The sequence below is a fragment of the Phytohabitans sp. LZ39 genome, assembly GCF_059359075.1.
Genome location: NZ_JCADBM010000029.1, coordinates 71,392 through 86,267 on the forward strand (window position 1 = coordinate 71,392; position 14,876 = coordinate 86,267).

At 67.7% G+C, this 14,876-nt stretch carries 12 protein-coding genes and 2 pseudogenes; 5 read left to right on the top strand and 9 right to left on the bottom strand.

Annotated features, from left to right (window positions below; genetic code table 11):
* Positions 1–89: 89 nt before the first annotated feature.
* From AC5L36_RS39280 to AC5L36_RS39300, 5 genes are all read right to left on the bottom strand, one after another.
* Positions 90–3,584, bottom strand: coding sequence for an alginate lyase family protein (locus AC5L36_RS39280; protein ID WP_441223771.1), 3,495 nt, complete (start codon positions 3,582–3,584; stop codon positions 90–92).
* Between the two features lie 181 nt (positions 3,585–3,765).
* Complete coding sequence (locus AC5L36_RS39285) at positions 3,766–5,388, bottom strand: extracellular solute-binding protein (RefSeq protein ID WP_441223772.1); 1,623 nt, start codon at positions 5,386–5,388, stop codon at positions 3,766–3,768.
* A 32-nt stretch (positions 5,389–5,420) separates the two neighbouring features.
* Positions 5,421–6,377: a carbohydrate ABC transporter permease gene (locus AC5L36_RS39290; protein ID WP_441223773.1), complete on the bottom strand. Its 957-nt coding sequence runs from the start codon at positions 6,375–6,377 to the stop codon at positions 5,421–5,423.
* Between the two features lie 11 nt (positions 6,378–6,388).
* A complete protein-coding gene (locus AC5L36_RS39295; RefSeq protein ID WP_441223774.1) occupies positions 6,389–7,300 on the bottom strand; it encodes an ABC transporter permease in 912 nt (303 codons plus the stop codon).
* Positions 7,293–8,582, bottom strand: a complete 1,290-nt coding sequence (locus AC5L36_RS39300) for a polysaccharide pyruvyl transferase family protein (protein ID WP_441223775.1) — start codon at positions 8,580–8,582, stop codon at positions 7,293–7,295. Before AC5L36_RS39300 ends, AC5L36_RS39295 begins: the two co-directional genes overlap by 8 nt.
* 81 nt (positions 8,583–8,663) lie before the next feature.
* Here AC5L36_RS39300 and AC5L36_RS39305 point away from each other — a divergent pair, with 81 nt between their 5' ends.
* Entirely contained in the window at positions 8,664–9,668 is a 1,005-nt protein-coding gene (locus AC5L36_RS39305; protein ID WP_441223776.1) for a LacI family DNA-binding transcriptional regulator, read from the top strand.
* Between the two features lie 340 nt (positions 9,669–10,008).
* Here the strand turns inward: AC5L36_RS39305 and AC5L36_RS39310 are convergent, their stop codons facing one another.
* Both AC5L36_RS39310 and AC5L36_RS39315 read right to left on the bottom strand, forming a co-directional pair.
* Positions 10,009–10,200 (bottom strand): hypothetical protein, encoded by a 192-nt coding sequence (locus AC5L36_RS39310; RefSeq protein WP_441223777.1) that lies wholly within the window; start codon positions 10,198–10,200, stop codon positions 10,009–10,011.
* A gap of 298 nt (positions 10,201–10,498) precedes the next feature.
* The gene (locus AC5L36_RS39315) at positions 10,499–11,053 is read right to left on the bottom strand and encodes a hypothetical protein (protein WP_441223778.1); all 555 of its coding nucleotides are present in this window, start codon (positions 11,051–11,053) and stop codon (positions 10,499–10,501) included.
* A gap of 481 nt (positions 11,054–11,534) precedes the next feature.
* On the opposite strand from AC5L36_RS39315, the gene AC5L36_RS39320 reads away from it, so the two are divergent.
* Both AC5L36_RS39320 and AC5L36_RS39325 read left to right on the top strand, forming a co-directional pair.
* A complete protein-coding gene (locus tag AC5L36_RS39320) occupies positions 11,535–11,840 on the top strand; it encodes a hypothetical protein (protein WP_441223779.1) in 306 nt (101 codons plus the stop codon).
* Between the two features lie 376 nt (positions 11,841–12,216).
* The gene (locus AC5L36_RS39325) at positions 12,217–12,414 is read left to right on the top strand and encodes a hypothetical protein (RefSeq protein ID WP_441223780.1); all 198 of its coding nucleotides are present in this window, start codon (positions 12,217–12,219) and stop codon (positions 12,412–12,414) included.
* 260 nt (positions 12,415–12,674) lie between these two features.
* Here the strand turns inward: AC5L36_RS39325 and AC5L36_RS39330 are convergent, their stop codons facing one another.
* Positions 12,675–13,577, bottom strand: coding sequence for a hypothetical protein (locus AC5L36_RS39330; protein WP_441223781.1), 903 nt, complete (start codon positions 13,575–13,577; stop codon positions 12,675–12,677).
* Positions 13,578–13,828: 251 nt separating this feature from the next.
* Here AC5L36_RS39330 and AC5L36_RS39335 point away from each other — a divergent pair.
* A pseudogene (locus tag AC5L36_RS39335) lies at positions 13,829–13,957 on the top strand (recombinase zinc ribbon domain-containing protein); the annotation flags it as partial.
* A gap of 96 nt (positions 13,958–14,053) precedes the next feature.
* On the opposite strand, the gene AC5L36_RS39340 reads toward AC5L36_RS39335, so the two are convergent.
* Entirely contained in the window at positions 14,054–14,197 is a 144-nt protein-coding gene (locus AC5L36_RS39340) for a hypothetical protein (RefSeq protein ID WP_441223782.1), read from the bottom strand.
* 89 nt (positions 14,198–14,286) lie between these two features.
* On the opposite strand from AC5L36_RS39340, the pseudogene AC5L36_RS39345 reads away from it, so the two are divergent.
* Positions 14,287–14,825 (top strand): annotated as a pseudogene (locus AC5L36_RS39345) (IS5 family transposase); the annotation flags it as partial.
* Between the last annotated feature and the right edge of the window lie 51 nt (positions 14,826–14,876).

Consider the following 14,876-nt stretch of genomic DNA (forward strand, 5'->3'; position numbering starts at 1 on the left):
TGCTTTGCGCGGACACAGCCGGCGATCGAGTCGAGCGCGACGGGTCAGCGGCTAACCCATCCGCGGCGGTCGCGCTGCCGGCAACGCCGCTACCCGCCAGCTCCGTCGTTGCGGTCCGGGCGCTTGCCGGTGCCGGGCGTGTTTGGCCGGAGGCGTTCCCGCTGGCAGGACTGAGCGACAGTGATGTTCTCGAAGGTGCTCTGCGTGGATGCGTAAAGCCCGACGCCGCCGCTGCGGACAACGGTGTCGCGAGCCTTCAGGATCTCGACGCCGTTCAACGTCACGGTGATGCGGTCGCCGTGAATCGCCGCACCCAGTCGAACGGGGCCGGTCAAGGGGTTGCTGACGGATACCGTGCCCACCGTGACCGGACCCGACGCGTGGGCCTCGCGGACGATACTCGCGTACTGGGTTCCTTGGCTCGTCTTGCCGAGGTGGATCCGGTACCCGTACGCGTCCGTGGTGTCTCGCAGCGAGATCCCCGCGTTACCGACGGATCCGTTGATCGTGACCGTGGTCTCCGCAATATAGTCGCACGCCTCGGAGAAGCGCGACGGCAGTGTCGAGTCGGCTAGGACGTGCGCCCTGTCACCGGCAGGAGGTGTGAGGTGCAACTGACCCGAGGCGACGGACACCGCCCCTGCTATTGCTCGCCAATTGGCCTGATCGATCCCTTCCCTGATCACGATGTTGTCGAAGGTCGCGGCCCGCCGATGCGTGAAGGCGGCGGCACCACCCGTCGGCAGCTGTGTGTCGTCCGCGGAGATCGACGTGTCGCCGACTTTGGCGGTCAGATGCTTCCCGATCGCGGAAACGATCAGCTTGTGCGGGGTGTTGGCGCCGACGGGCAGGGCGGTCTCCGCGAGAATCGTGGTCGTCGCGTTGTATATCTTCACGAGTTGCAGCGTCGCTCCCGACGAGGAGTTGAATACATTGGCCCGATAGTAGTTTCGGGAATCGTGGTAGCGGAACGCGAGACCGGTACGGGCCGTCGTCTGGCCGCTTGCCCCGGGAGCGATGTCCGCGGCCATAACCACGTCATCCGGTACATCTTGCAGCGCCGCGAGCGACACGATGTCCGCGGTCGAGGTCTGTGCCAACTGCGTGTCCGGACCGGCGCCGGTTAGCGCCCAGGTGCCCTGCACCGGCGTCCAGCCGTCAAAGGATCCGTTGAAGTCGTAGACGGTGCGGTCCAGGCTGGCATCGGCGAACTCGTCATTGAGCACAGGCGTCGGGGACAACGACGCCTGGACCGACACGGTGATGAGGTCGCCCGTGCGGGTGAACGCGGTCGGGGTCCCGTTCACCGTCAACGCCTTGACGTTGGGCGCGTTGATGGAGAGCGTGCCGGTGAACGGGTCCCCCAGCGAGATCCGGGCGGTCGCGCCTCGCAGCTCCACACTGACGTCGGACACCGGCGCGGATGCGGCGATAACGGTGGCACCGTGGTCGACCAGCGACGACCCGCGGGTCAACGCGTACCGGGTAAGCCCGCCGCCCGAAGCACGCTCGAGGTAAGCGGTCTCGGCGTTGGTCGTGGCGGCCCCGAACGCCCTCGACGCGGGATTCGCCTCCCGCGAAAGGTAGAAGCGTCCGGTCGCGTCCGGCAGGCCGATTTCCATCGCGGTCGCCACGGAGTGACCCACCCCGGGCATAGCGATGCGCTTCGCCGTCACCGCGGGCGCCGCGCCGGCCTTGCCGGGAACCACCACCGTGTCCAGTCCCGTCGACCCGGTGGCGCGCCAGTCGTACGACAGGTAGTCGACGTCCGTGAGTACCTGATCGCCAACGCGTACGGCGCCGTCCTCGTGGACAGTGGGGGTGAGCGCGGCGCCGGCCGGGGCTACCGGGACGAGGTGCACGCCGGCAACCGGTGCGGCTCCGGGCACGGTGTCGAAGCCGACCGTGGCGACCTTCGTATTCGGGTTGACCGTGACCGGATCACCAGGGAAGTGCCAGAGCTGCCGGTAATCGTGCGCGGCGGTGTCACCCGTGAGGTCGTCGGAGACGACCCAGTAGCCGGGCTTGATGAAGTAGACGGCGCGATCGTGCACGACCGGCCGGTAGCCCATCGTCGTACCGCGGTAGATGTCGAGGCCCGCGTTCGAGCGCCACAGGGACGTCGTGCGGGGGACGCCGGCGGTCTGCGGGAGTCCGTCGACCTCGATGGTGTTGTGCGCCTCGGTGGTGCGGCGCATCCAGTCGTTCGTCGGAGTCGCGCTGTAGTCCCCCACGCCGGAGTCGACGATCAGCGGACGCCCGTACGCCGCCATCACCAGGCTGAGGTCGTCCGGATGCCGATGCGAGGCGGTGTAGCTGGAATTCTGGTTGTTGATCAGCATGTACCGCGCGTCGGCGTCCCACCCGGAACGCTGTACCGCGAAGCTGATCGGATACACCGTGGACGGCAGCGTCGGGGCGGTCCCCTCCGTTCGACCCGAGGCGACCCAGGTGAAATCGGGCCAGGAGTTGCGTGCGCCGGTTCTGCCGATGGCGGCCGTACCGGCATCGGCGTTCGGCGAGTCGCCCACCATCGCGACCTCAAGATTCGGTTGACGGGTCGCGAACAGCGCATCCGCGATCCAGTCCGCCGTCTGGGCGATCGAATCAGGAAGGGTCCGCCCGTTGGCATCCGCTAATCTGATGACGGTGTTGAGCAGATCCGCCACGTATGCCTGATAGTTGAACGCCGGCTCGCGGTACACACCGTCGCCTTTCACGTGCGCGCGCAGGAACCGCTCGAGCGAGCGCACCGCGAACCACTCCCAGCCGGGCGATGCCGAGAACTCGGGCAGAAACACGGCTGCCGCGTAGACCGCGCGGGCCATGGAGACGTACCAGTTGTTCCCGACATGTATCTGCATCACGCCAGTGAGGAACTTCGTCGTGGCGTGCACGCCGGACAGGTACGCCACGAGATCACTCGCGTCGATGCCCGGGGCGGTCCGGAACTCTGAAAACGCACTGACCAGCTGTGAAAGCCGCTTGGCGGCCGACAGGTTGCGGCCCTGCGGCCAGCTCTGATTGTCGGCGAAGAAGTCGAGCGAGATGTCCATCCACGCCGCCGCGTACGCCGCACGCTTTACCGGGTCACTCTCGAACGCGTAAGCGCTGACCAGTCTGGGCATGAACGCGAGGTCACTCATCAAAACCTGCGCGCCGCCCGGGGTGGTCTGCGTCCCACCCCAGGCGTCCTGCCAGTTGACGTCGATCCGCTGCTGGGCGTCGTTGTAGAAGTCGCGGGTCTCGGCGCCGAACCGGAAGATCCCCGCCGCGAGCTCATCGGCGCTCGCGTCACCGCCGCCCGCGTCCGCGCTCTGCGGCAGGTAATGAACGTCGGTACGGCCCGCGTAGAACACTTTGAGCTCGCCCGCGGCGCCCGCTTCATCACCGGCGGCGAGCTCTGCCGCCACCGCGGCGAGTTCTGGACGCGTCAGGTCGAGCAGTTCGCCGAGATCCGACATGTCGGCCGCGGCGGCCCTGCCCGGCGACAGGACCGTTGCCACCAGAGCCAGCACGAGCGTCGCAGCGGCCCTCGCACGGGCCTGGCGATGCGTGTACCAGGGAAAATAGCTTCGTCTCACTATGGTCTTCTCCCTTACCCGTGAGAGTGTTAGCTGAAGTCCTTCGCACGCGCCCGGGAGCGCCGAAAGCAGTCCGCGGAGTTCGCGGCCCGGCTGGTGCTGCTCGACCCGGGTGGGTGCACTTTCACGGCTCGGGCCGGAGCCGAACGGGTACGCCGGACCGGCCGCCGTGTCCGGCTCGTCAGCGACCCGCCTGCTCCTCGTACTCCGCCTTGATTTTGTTGCCCACCCGGTCCATGAACTGCTTGATGGCCGGCTGCCACGCCGATACGGGTTTGTTGCCGAGCTGGATCTCCAGCAGGACCGAGTCCAGTGCCTGCTGCTCGCTGGCCGCCTTGCTGGCGGCGGTCTCCGAGTACAGCCCGAGGGTCGGGTCCGGGACGGCGAGCGGGACGCCGGCGACCTGGTGGTCGTACTGGTCCTGCACGGCCTGGCGGTTACCGGGCTCGTAGATGACGGGCGATGCCTCGGCGAGGTACCGCACGGGCAGGAATGCCTGGCTGCGGCCGGCCTCGGTGAGGGTCGGGTCGGAGCCGTTGCGGTTGAACGTCTGGCCCTCGACGCCGTACCGCAGGGCCATGTACTCGCTGCTGCCGAAGGGTGAGCACAACCAGTCGAGGACCTTGAGGATCTGCTTGATCCGGTCGGCGTCGTCGGTCTTGGCGATGGCGGTGAAGCTGGACAGCGTCGGACCGGGCGTGCGTACCCGCGTCCCCGTGCCATCCCGGGTGGGCGAGAGCATGCCGGTCAGACGGAAGCCGGTCACGTCTTTGGCCTGGCCGTAGAACTTGCCCCACCCGGCGTACCCGCCGACGGTGAACGAGGTCGTGCCGGCCAGCATCCACGCGTTGCGCTTGGTGTTGGGCGCGCCCGCCTGGTCGGGATGTACCACCCCGGACTTCACCAGTTCGACGGCGTCCTGGAGGGCCTGGCCGAACTGCGGTGTCGTCCCGGTGTGGGTGAAGACGCCGTCCTTGGCCTGCCAGGCGCCGGCGCCGCCGGGCCAGTTTCCGGTGATCCCGTTCATCTCCAGGATCGTGTTGAACGGGATCTGCCCGAACGCCCAGCGGCCGGCCCGCTCGTCGGTCAACGCGGCCGCCATCTGCTTGAACTCGTCCCACGACGTGGGTTGGAGGCTGAGTCCGGCCTTGGCCAGCAGGTCGGCCCTGGCGTACAGCACGGTGCCGATCCGCGCCCGCGGCACCGGGATGCCCCAGATCCGTTGGTCGTAGACGGTGCTGCGCCACGCGTCGGTGGGCAGGCCGGCGAGGTTCGGGTAGGCAAGGACCGCGTCCCCGGACAGGTACTCGGTCAGGTCGGTGAATGTCGCCTTCAGCATGGCCGGCATCTGCTCGACGACGCCCTGGATGGCGACCATGTCCGGCAGGTCGCCACCGGCGATGGTGGTGGCGACCTTGCTCTTGTAGTCCGCCGACGCGACGTACGTGATCTTCAGCTCGGTGCCGAGTTTGTCGTTGAGGTTCTGCCAGTAGGGGTTCGAGCCGAGCGCGGGGGCGATCGGGTCGTACGTGTACGTCAGCGCCGTGACGGCCTCGCCCTGCACCGGCTGCGACGCCGCGCTGGAGGCGGTCGGGTATGTGAAGTATCCCGGCGACACCCCGGCCGGCTCGGCGGCCAGGTCGGGCGTTGCCGCGGTGACGGGCTTGTAGGTGGGCAGCTTGACCGGCCCGGTCGAGCCGTTCGACGAGCTCGACCCGCCGTCGCCGCATGCCCCGAGCAGCGGGCCAAGCCCCGCTGCCGCGCCGAGTGCCAGGACGCGACGACGGCTGAGGGTAGGTGCCATGACGTCTCCTTCCACATTGTGTGGACGACCGATCAGCCCTTGACGGCGCCGACCATGAGTCCCTTGGCGAAGTGCTTTTGGATGAAGGGATAGATGAGCAGGATGGGCAGGATGGAGATGACAAGAATCGCCATCTGGACGGAGATTTGCGGTGGCAGGTTCTCCAGGTTGGAGCTGAGCTGGTCGGACCCGATCGGGGTGTTGTTGACGACGTAGGTGCGCAGCACCAGTTGCAGCGGCCACTTTTCCGGCGACTGCAGGTACAACATCGCGGAGAAGAACGCGTTCCAGTACGCCACCGCGTAGAACAGTCCGATCACGGAGACGACCGCCTTCGACAGCGGCAGCACGATCCGCAGCAGGATGCGCACCTCCCCGGCACCGTCCATAAAGGCGCTTTCCAGCAGCTCGCCGGGGATTTCCAGGAAGAATGCGCGCATGACGATGACGTTGAACGCGTTCACCAGCACCGGCAGGATCAGTGCCAGGTAGTTGTCCAGCAGGCCGAGCTGCTTGACCGTCAGGTACATCGGGATGATGCCCGGGTTGAACAGCAAGGTGAACACCGTCATCAGCAGGATCGGCTTGTGCAGCAACGAACCTGGCCTCGACAGCGCGTACGCCAGAGCGATCGTGGCGACGAGGCTGAGTGCCGTGCCGACCGCGGTGATGCCGGCGCTCACCATCAGCGCACGGGTGACGATTCCGCCGGACAGGACGGCCCGGTAGGCGTCCAGCGTCGGTTCGCGCGTCCACAGCACGAAGCCGCCCGCCCTGCTGATCTCCTCCGGGGACGCGATGCTGGTCATCAGCACGGCCCAGAACGGAACCACCACCGCCAGGCAGCCCACGCCGAGCACGAGTCCCCGCGCACCGATCCCCAGCTTGCTGGGCTCACCCATCCAGGCCGGGCGCTGGCCACGGCCCGAGCGTGGCCGCCGCGGTCCCGCGCCACCGGCGGGGCGCGCCACGGACACCGCAGCCGACACAGGTCCGCCCGTCACTTGGCGTACACCCCCTGCTCGCCCAGCGCGTGGGCCGCCCGGTTCGCGCCGAGCACGAGCGCGACACCGACAATGCCTTTGATCAGCCCCACCGCGGCCGCGGTGCCCCAGTCCCCGCCGACGATCCCGTGGTTGTAGACGTATGTGTCGAGCACCTCGCTGGCACCGGCGCCGACCTGGGCCTGCTGTAGGATGATCTGCTCGAACCCGACGGACAGCGAGTCACCGAGCCGCAGGATCAGCAGCAGGACGACCACTGGGCGGATGGACGGCAGGGTCACGTGCCACAGGCGGCGCACCGCCGAGGCGCCGTCCACCACCGCAGCCTCCATCTGTGTCGGATCCACTCTGGACAGTGCGGCGAGGAAGATGATCGTCGACCAGCCGGTGTCCTTCCAGATCACCTGTGATGTGATCATGAGCTTGAACAACTCGGGCACGCCGACGATGTGGAATGTGGACAGGTCGGCCGAGCGCAGCCAGCCGTTGAGCATCCCGCCGTTGCCGAACATCTGCTGGAACAGGGCGACCACGATCACCCACGACAGGAAGTGCGGCATGTAGAGGATCGACTGGGTCAGGCGTTTGAGTCGCTCGCTGATCGTCGCGTTCAGGATCAACGCGAGGCAGATCGGCAGCGGGAACACGAAGACGACCTGGATCAGCGTGATGATCAGCGTGTTGACGAGCGCGTTGAGGAACACCGGGTCGCCGGTAAGCACGGGCTCGAAGTTGTCCAGCCCGACGTAGGGGCTGTGCCAGATTCCCAGGAACGGCTGGAAGTCCTGGAACGCGATGATGTTCCCGCCAAGCGGCAGATAGTGAAACAGCAGCAGCGCCGTGACCCCGGGAAGCGCGAGCAGCAGCAGGACCCGGTCGCGCCGCCAGCGGTTGCGCAGGCTATGCATCGCCGTTCCCCACCGGTGCAGGCAAGCCGATGGGTTGGCCCCCCACGCAGGCCCGCACCGCCGCCCGCAGCCAGTCGTCGGCGTTCGCCGCGACCCTCCTGCTCCGGGCGACCGCAGGCGCCGGGTCGGTTGCGATGTCGGTGACCGCCGCGACCACCATTGCCGCAGCGCGATGGTCGAGCTCGATCACCAGGTCCGGAGCGCCGAGGTCGGCGAACATCTGGGACTTGGTCGTCTCGGTCGGCTGTCGAAGGTAGATGGTCGGGATCGCGTGCCGTGCGGCCAGGATCGGCGAATGACACTCCATGCTGACCACCAGCGACGAGGCGGCGTAGACACCGGTCGCCTCCTCCAGCGGCCAGTAGCGGTCCAGGAGCCGGACCTGCCCGAGTGTCTGTGGACTGACCAGGCTGGGAAGGTGCTCGTGCGCCAGCTCGACGGCGTAGCTCATCTCGGGCACCACGATTGCCGGCAGGCCGCTGACACGTACCCAGGTCTCGATCGCCGCCGCCAGCACCGCCAGGTCGTGCGTCACGGTCGCCCGGTTGACCGCGTCGCGGCGCATCTGCTCGCGGGTCGGGTCCGTGCCGTAGATCTTCGCGTAGGGGCTGTAACGCAGCCGCGGGACGAAGCAGGCGAACCGACCGGGCTCCAGGCCGAGACCCTCCAGCAGGCGGGCGGCCGCGACGGCGTCAGTATGGTCGAACGCGAACGTGCCATCCGGCCCGAAGGCGAGGTCGGGCCGGGTTACCTTCTGGCTGCGCAAGGTCGCGAGGGTCAACGTTTCGCGGCAGTAGACGAAGTCGGCGCCGTCGAGGCGGTCCTTGACGTCGTCGTCGAGATAGGACGGCGGGAGCAGATCGACCATCCGGGCCAGCTCCGGCAACGTCGCCACGGTCGGTGGGCACAGCGGATCCACGGTGACCCCGAAGTACCCGTACGGGCGGCCCACGTGCCGGCGCCACCAGTCGATCTCGGTGCTCTGGAAGGCGTCGGCACCCGATCCGTGCATCAGGACGTCCGCGCCGTCGATGGCGGCGGCCAACTCCGGGGTGCTCGGCCCGTCGCCGTCGAGAGTGCCGTCGACGACGCGCAGATCGGGCAACGCGTGTCGCAGCATGGATCGCTCGCGCTCCTCCAGCCGCACCGGCCAGAGGATGACCTCGACCTCGGGGGCGAACCGCTGGAACGCCCGCACGACACCAGGGGAGTGAGCCACGTCGCCGATGTTCACCGTCGCCCAGGACGACCGCAGGAGGACGGTGTGACGGGTCGATGTCATGCATGCTCCTTCGGTGACGTATCGTTAATTCAACGTAGGCCGTGGTGAGACGTTACGTCAAGATCCGAGGAGGTTCGCAACGTGGCAACGCAACGTGACGTCGCCCGAGCTGCTGGGGTGTCGCTCGCGGTGGTGTCGGCGGTGGTCAACGGCACGAGCCACACCCGGATGAGGGAATCCACCCGCACCCGGGTGCTGCGGGCGATGCAGCAACTCGGCTACCAGCCGAACCAGGCGGCGCGCTCGCTTCGACTCAACCAAACCGGCATGATCGCGATGATCCTCAACAAGCTTGACAATCCGGTCTTCGGACCGCTGCGGCATGGGGTCTACGAGGCGGCGGCGGAGCACGGCGCGACGGTCCTGCTGGGCGATGCCGAGACGATGCGCTCCGGCAGCCAGCTCCTGACCCGACTACTGAGCCAGGGCACGGTCGACGGCATCCTGATCCGCGGCGAAGGGCTGCTGGACGACGACGTTATGGCCGAACTCCGCTCCCACCCCAAGCCGATCCTCGTCCTGGAACACAATCAGGAACATCCCTGGATCGACATCGACGATCGCCGCGCAGGCGAGATCGCGACCCGGTTCCTGGTCAACCTCCGCCACCGCCACATCGTCTTCATCGGGGGATCGGGATACATCTCCCAGCAGCGCTACCTGGGCTACCAGCAGGCGATGGACTCCGCTGGGCTGGCACCGGCCCCACACCTGGCCACCGGGTTCGGCGAGCAGGCCGGCGCCGACGGGCTCCGGCAGGCCATGCAGGCGGCAACCGCACCGACAGCCATCGTCGTCAACAACATCATGAGCGCGGTCGGGGTCCTAGCCGCCGCACACGACCTCGGCATCGCCATCCCCGACCAACTGTCGGTGATCGGCATCCACGACGTCGACCTGATGCAACACCTACGCCCGGCCGTGACCGCGGTTCGGATGCCCATGTACCAACTCGGCTGGGCCGGCGTCGAGGCGCTGTACGACCTGATCGCAGGACGGCCGGGCACGGGCGGTCTCATCACCGACCCCGAGCCCGAACTGGTAGTCCGAGACTCAGCGACCGCCCTGAACCCGCCGGGCACGTGAACCTCGCTGCCGTTGGTGCGCATGACATCGCGGCGGCGGTCCTGCTGGTCGGTAGGCTGTGACCTGGTGCACCGGGGAGCCTGGTCGGCATGTCCACCGCTCGTCGCAGTCACCTCGGTTCATTACCCCGGTTACCCCGGCCTGCTGCTACGACAGCGCCTCGCCAGCCAGGCGCCCAGGCCGAGCGTGTGCTTGGGGGCGATGTCCACCGTGGTCGGGTCGACGCCTCGCCCGCGCCGCCCGGACGGCAGCATCGTCACCGTGCACAACCGGTCGATGAACAGGCGTTAGTCGGCCAGCTCCAACCCGTCCCATGCGGCTACCGGGTCCGGCGCGTTGATCACCGCGGCCAACGGTCGGTGGTCACCGAGGCGTTCAACAACTCGTCGATCTCGGCGATGCGGGCGTTGCCGCGCTCGGTTGCGGAGATCACCTGGACGCGGGTCTTCAGCCCGAGCACTTCGTCTTCGGCTATCAGGTCCAGCCGGGTGCGGATCGCCTTGCGTTCGGCGCGCAACGCCTCCGCGTCCACATCCGGACCAGGCGCGGCCAACAAACTCATACGCCCTCGGATGGGTCAGCGCGTACAGCACATGCCCGAACACCAGCCGGTCCACGTTGGCCACGTTGCGAAGATGGAAGCGGAGCTATCGGCTCGGGCAGCACGGGTAGGCGTTCGCGTCGTCCCCGCCCGGCCGTGGTCAGACGGCCTCGATCGAGTAGACGCAACACTCCGCAATTGACTTCACATGAGTCGAAGGAATCACCGACGCGTCCGTGTAACCGGAAGGCGTGGTGCGGCTCATTCGTTCCCGCTGGATCAGCTCGCGCTATATCACCAGGGTGTCGAACCGGCCTTCCCGGCGGCGGACGTGCCCACGCCATCCGGCCATGAGTGCGATGAAAGTCCAGCCGCTGCCACCGAGAACCAGCGACCTCAGCATGGCGGTGGGGTCGACCCGATCGGCCTCCTTGAGCGCGATCACACCGTCCGGATCGGTGAGAACGGTCAGGGTGTCGCCGACCTGGTAGCCGGGGGCGCTGCCCCGAAAGATCAGCGGCTCGCCGAGCGGCCCATCCTCACCCTCAAGCGTAAATGTGTGCTGCTTACCGGCGACCTCAGCGTCGACGACGGTTACCTCCTGACGGACGCCGCGATTCTCCAGCGCCAGGTCGGGGGCGAGTTCCACCGACCCCACGAGCACGAACAGGCCGGGAATGAACGAGAGCAAAGACAGCCACATCGCCCGGTGCAGCAAACGTACGACGATCAGAAAGACCAGGCAGAAGACGACTCCGGTCACGATCGAAATGACCTTCGACCCTACCGCGGCGTACGCGATGGCGGTATTCAGCCCGATGAAAGCCAGGCCAAGCAGCACCACCAGCGCCGTCCTTGTAGCCGACTTGCCCGCCGGCCAGGCTCCCGCCCAGCGGGTGGAACCGGCCGGCGGCGCCGCGGCTGGACCCAATCCGTACGAATCGAACCCGACCGGAGGCGTTTGGGTGAATCGCTGGTCGGCCGCTCGTCCTGCGGCGGGCCGGATCCGGCCTGGTGGGGCGGGTTCGGGACGCATGGCCAAGATCGTAACAATGGCTGACACCCAATCCGAACGTGCGGTGGAGGGCCGGATCGGCGATCGCCTCGGCCGGGACACCGCCGCCTACACCCAACTCCACAATCAGCTCCTACGACCAATAAAGTGCCAACCCACCGATCCGGTCGGCTATCGAGGCGCAGCGGAGCCGACCGACAGCGGAAGCGGCAGCGCCAGGTAGCGACCGTGTGACCTGGCGATGTACTCGCTGATCATCATCCGCGGGGACCGGGTGGTAAGTCTCCACCACGGCTGGTACAACTGCGGCGTGAACGACCAGGTCGCATATCCCCCTCGGCCAGGCACGCCGCCGATGCCCTCCTCCCCGACCACGCGTAGCCGGGCCTACCACGTGTGGGCCCAGGTGCTGCTGTGGGCACCGGTCGCCTTCACCGTGATCGGCGTCGCGCTCGGCGTGGGGCTCCTCGCGGTCGCCGATGCCGACCCGACGCACGGCTCGGCTGCGTACGGCTATCTCGGCCTCGTGGCTTGGGGCGTCCTCTTGGTGCTCTCACCCGTCCTGCTCGGGTCTTTCATCGCCGGGCTGGTCATGGTGACCCGGGCGCGGCACTGACGGGTTTGGCCACGCGCCGTAGGCCGGGGCGGGGGCCCGTCCCCCTAGAGCGGTTGCCATCCCGCCCCGGCCGCCACCCGACGAGGCATATGGCGCTATTTCCGCTGCTGATCCGTACGCCAGACACGAAGGCATTCGCTGGTCGATCGATGGGCACCGGGGCACCTATCACATGCCGCTCAAGCACAGCAAGCGCAACGACGAGGCCCAATCAACGCCGCTCCAGAGGGACCAGATCAGTCACCTCGACGCGGCCGGCATCATCAAATGAGCGGCCCCCAGGGGCAGGCGCACGCCGCCCGACTCGAGGCGCTGCTCACCTCCGACAGGCTGATCTCGAACGGCGGAGAGCTGACACCGGCACAGCTTGCGGCCGGTGCCCGTGCGGCGGGTCTCGGCGGTGCCCGAGATCGTGTTGCTGGTCGTCGGGCTGGCCGGCGCATGGGTCGTGCCGTACGCGCCGTTCTGGGTGGCGGCGACCCTCGGGCTGTTGACGATCGTGGCGGCGCGCCGACAGCAGCGACACTCCCCTGAACGGCAACGCGTCGGCGCGACGGAGAAGGTCAGAATCTGAGACGGGTGCGGCCCACCCGCTTCGTCACCGAGCTGGACCCGGCGGGCCAACACGTCAGGGCTGGCAACGGCCTGCCCCCACCTCATTGCTTGAGCAGGGTAGCGATCTCTACCGTACAGATCGCCGCGGCGGATCAGCGGATGCCTTCGGCGTGGTGCCGCCGGGTGGCGGCGGGGTGGAGGCTGGTCCTGACCAGCGAACCGGCCGGTGTCAGTCCAAGTGCCACCGAGCGCGCCCACCTGGCCGGCTGTTGTCGGCCGTCATTGTCGAACGGATCTGGAAGCGAGCGCGTAGCGCTCGGTCAGGTAGCCGGGAGTGTCCAGGACGGCTTCCAGCCCGAGTACCGGCGTGATCCGGGACGCGTGTCGCGGTCCCAGGCCTTCGACTCGAGGAAAGTTTCGGTTACCCGCCGCCCTTGTTTTGACCCATTCTCCGCCGAGGCCGCGCCGGAAGGTCTCGCCCAGATACCACGCCGCCCCGTCCCTGAGCCGCCGGTGCTCCGGCGCGTTCAGCTCTTCGCTGGACGCCACCGACCGGCGCAACGCCTCCTCGACCGCGGGAAGACTCGCGGGCTCGAAGTCCCATACCCTACCGGCGCCGTACTCAGCCACCCACCGCGGAAACCCCGCCTCCTGCTCCGCCAGCCACTCCCGCAGGGCGGCCGTCTCCTGCTCCGGCGGGTCCGCCATCGTCCGCTGCTTCACCGGCCGCCACGAAGGATCCCCCGCCCGAAACTGCTCGACAGCACCCGCCCACCGGTCGTACACCCCGACCAGCCGATCACCGGACCTCGTCGTCAGGGCGTCGAGCAACAGATCCAGCGGCGCCACCGGCACCAACCCCAGGACGGGATCCGCACACGCGACCGGCCCGTCACCCTCATGCTGCGGCGGCGACCCACGGTCTCTCCAAGCCCACTGCCCACCGGCCACCCGCATAAGGGTCTCACCCACGTACGCCTCGAAACCGTGGAAAGTCTCCCGCAGGATGAACCGCTGCCCAGCCTCCGTCACGGCCAAGCGATCCAGGACCACCCGCTCCAACGCCGCCAAGGACTCACGCGAGTAGTCGAGCCGCACACCGCTGTCCTTCAGGTCAATGTCGCTCAGACCGAGTAGCACGAAGTAGATGCTCTTATGCCACTGCGCGAGTGGATCCGACACCGCTGCTCCCGCCACTTCCCGAACGGACGAACCTAGGTGGACGCACAGAGGCTAGCGCCACGGACCGCCGGTGCCCAACCTGCGCAAATGGCTGACTGGCTCAGCACCGGTGCCCCGGCACGGATCGGGCCTCCGGTTAGCCCGGTCTCAAGGTCGGTCGTGAGCCCGGCGCCTTTCCACGATGGCAGGTCGGACCACTCAAACTCAGAACAAACCGATACCCAACGGGAGCCGCGCCTCGGCGGCACTACATCGGCACCGCTGCCAAAGGCCGCTACAAGACCTACCGCTACTACACCTGCTGGAGCCGCGCCCGCTACGGCACCAAAGCCGGCTGCGACGTCCACCGCCTCAACGCCGACGAACTCGAACAAGCCATCGCCACCGCCCTGCTCGACTTCTACACCACCCGCGACGACCTCATCACCCAAGCCGTCGCAACCTTCCAAGAACGCCACACCGCCGCCACCAGCGACCTACGCAACCAACTCGCCGCCGTCGAACGCGAACTTCAAAACACCGCCACAGCGACCGACCGCTATCTGATCGCCTTCGAACGCGGCACCCTCAACGACGATGACGCCCAGATCCGCGACCGGCTCACCCGCCTCAAAGACCAAACCCGGCACCTACGCGGCCGCAAGGCCGACCTCCAACTCCAAATCGACCAACCACCGCAAGCACTCAGCCCAAACGACCTCGCCGCACTCAGCAACGAAATCCGACAGATCCTCACAAGCGACGAACCCCGCATCCGCAAGGGCGTGGACACGACCGCGTAGCACCGCGCGGCGGGCTGACCACGAAGCTGCACCTGGGCTGCGAGCAGGGCCAAAAGCCACTGTCGATCGTGCTGACCGCCGGGCAACGCGGGGACAACCCACGGTTCATCGCGGTGCTTGAGGGGATCCGGGTACCCCCCGGCTGGGCGACGGCCGACCCCGGACCCGCCCGGACCGGGCCCTGGCGGACAAGGCGTACACCAGCAAAGGCACCCGCCGCTACCTGCGCCGACGCGGAATCAAAGCGACCATCCCATCCAAGACCGACCAGGACGCCAACCGGCGCAAGCTCGGGTCCAAGGGCGGCCGGCCACCGACCTTCGACCCCGAGACCTACAAGCGCCACGCCGTGGAATGCGGCATCAACCGACTCAAACGCAACCGAGCCGTGGCCACCAGATACGACAAACTAGCGGTTCGCTACGAAGCCACCGTGCACATCGCCGCGATCAACGAATGGCTCTGAACCGACTTTGGTACAGGCCCTAGGCGCGATCCGATGGTGAGCGAGACAGCT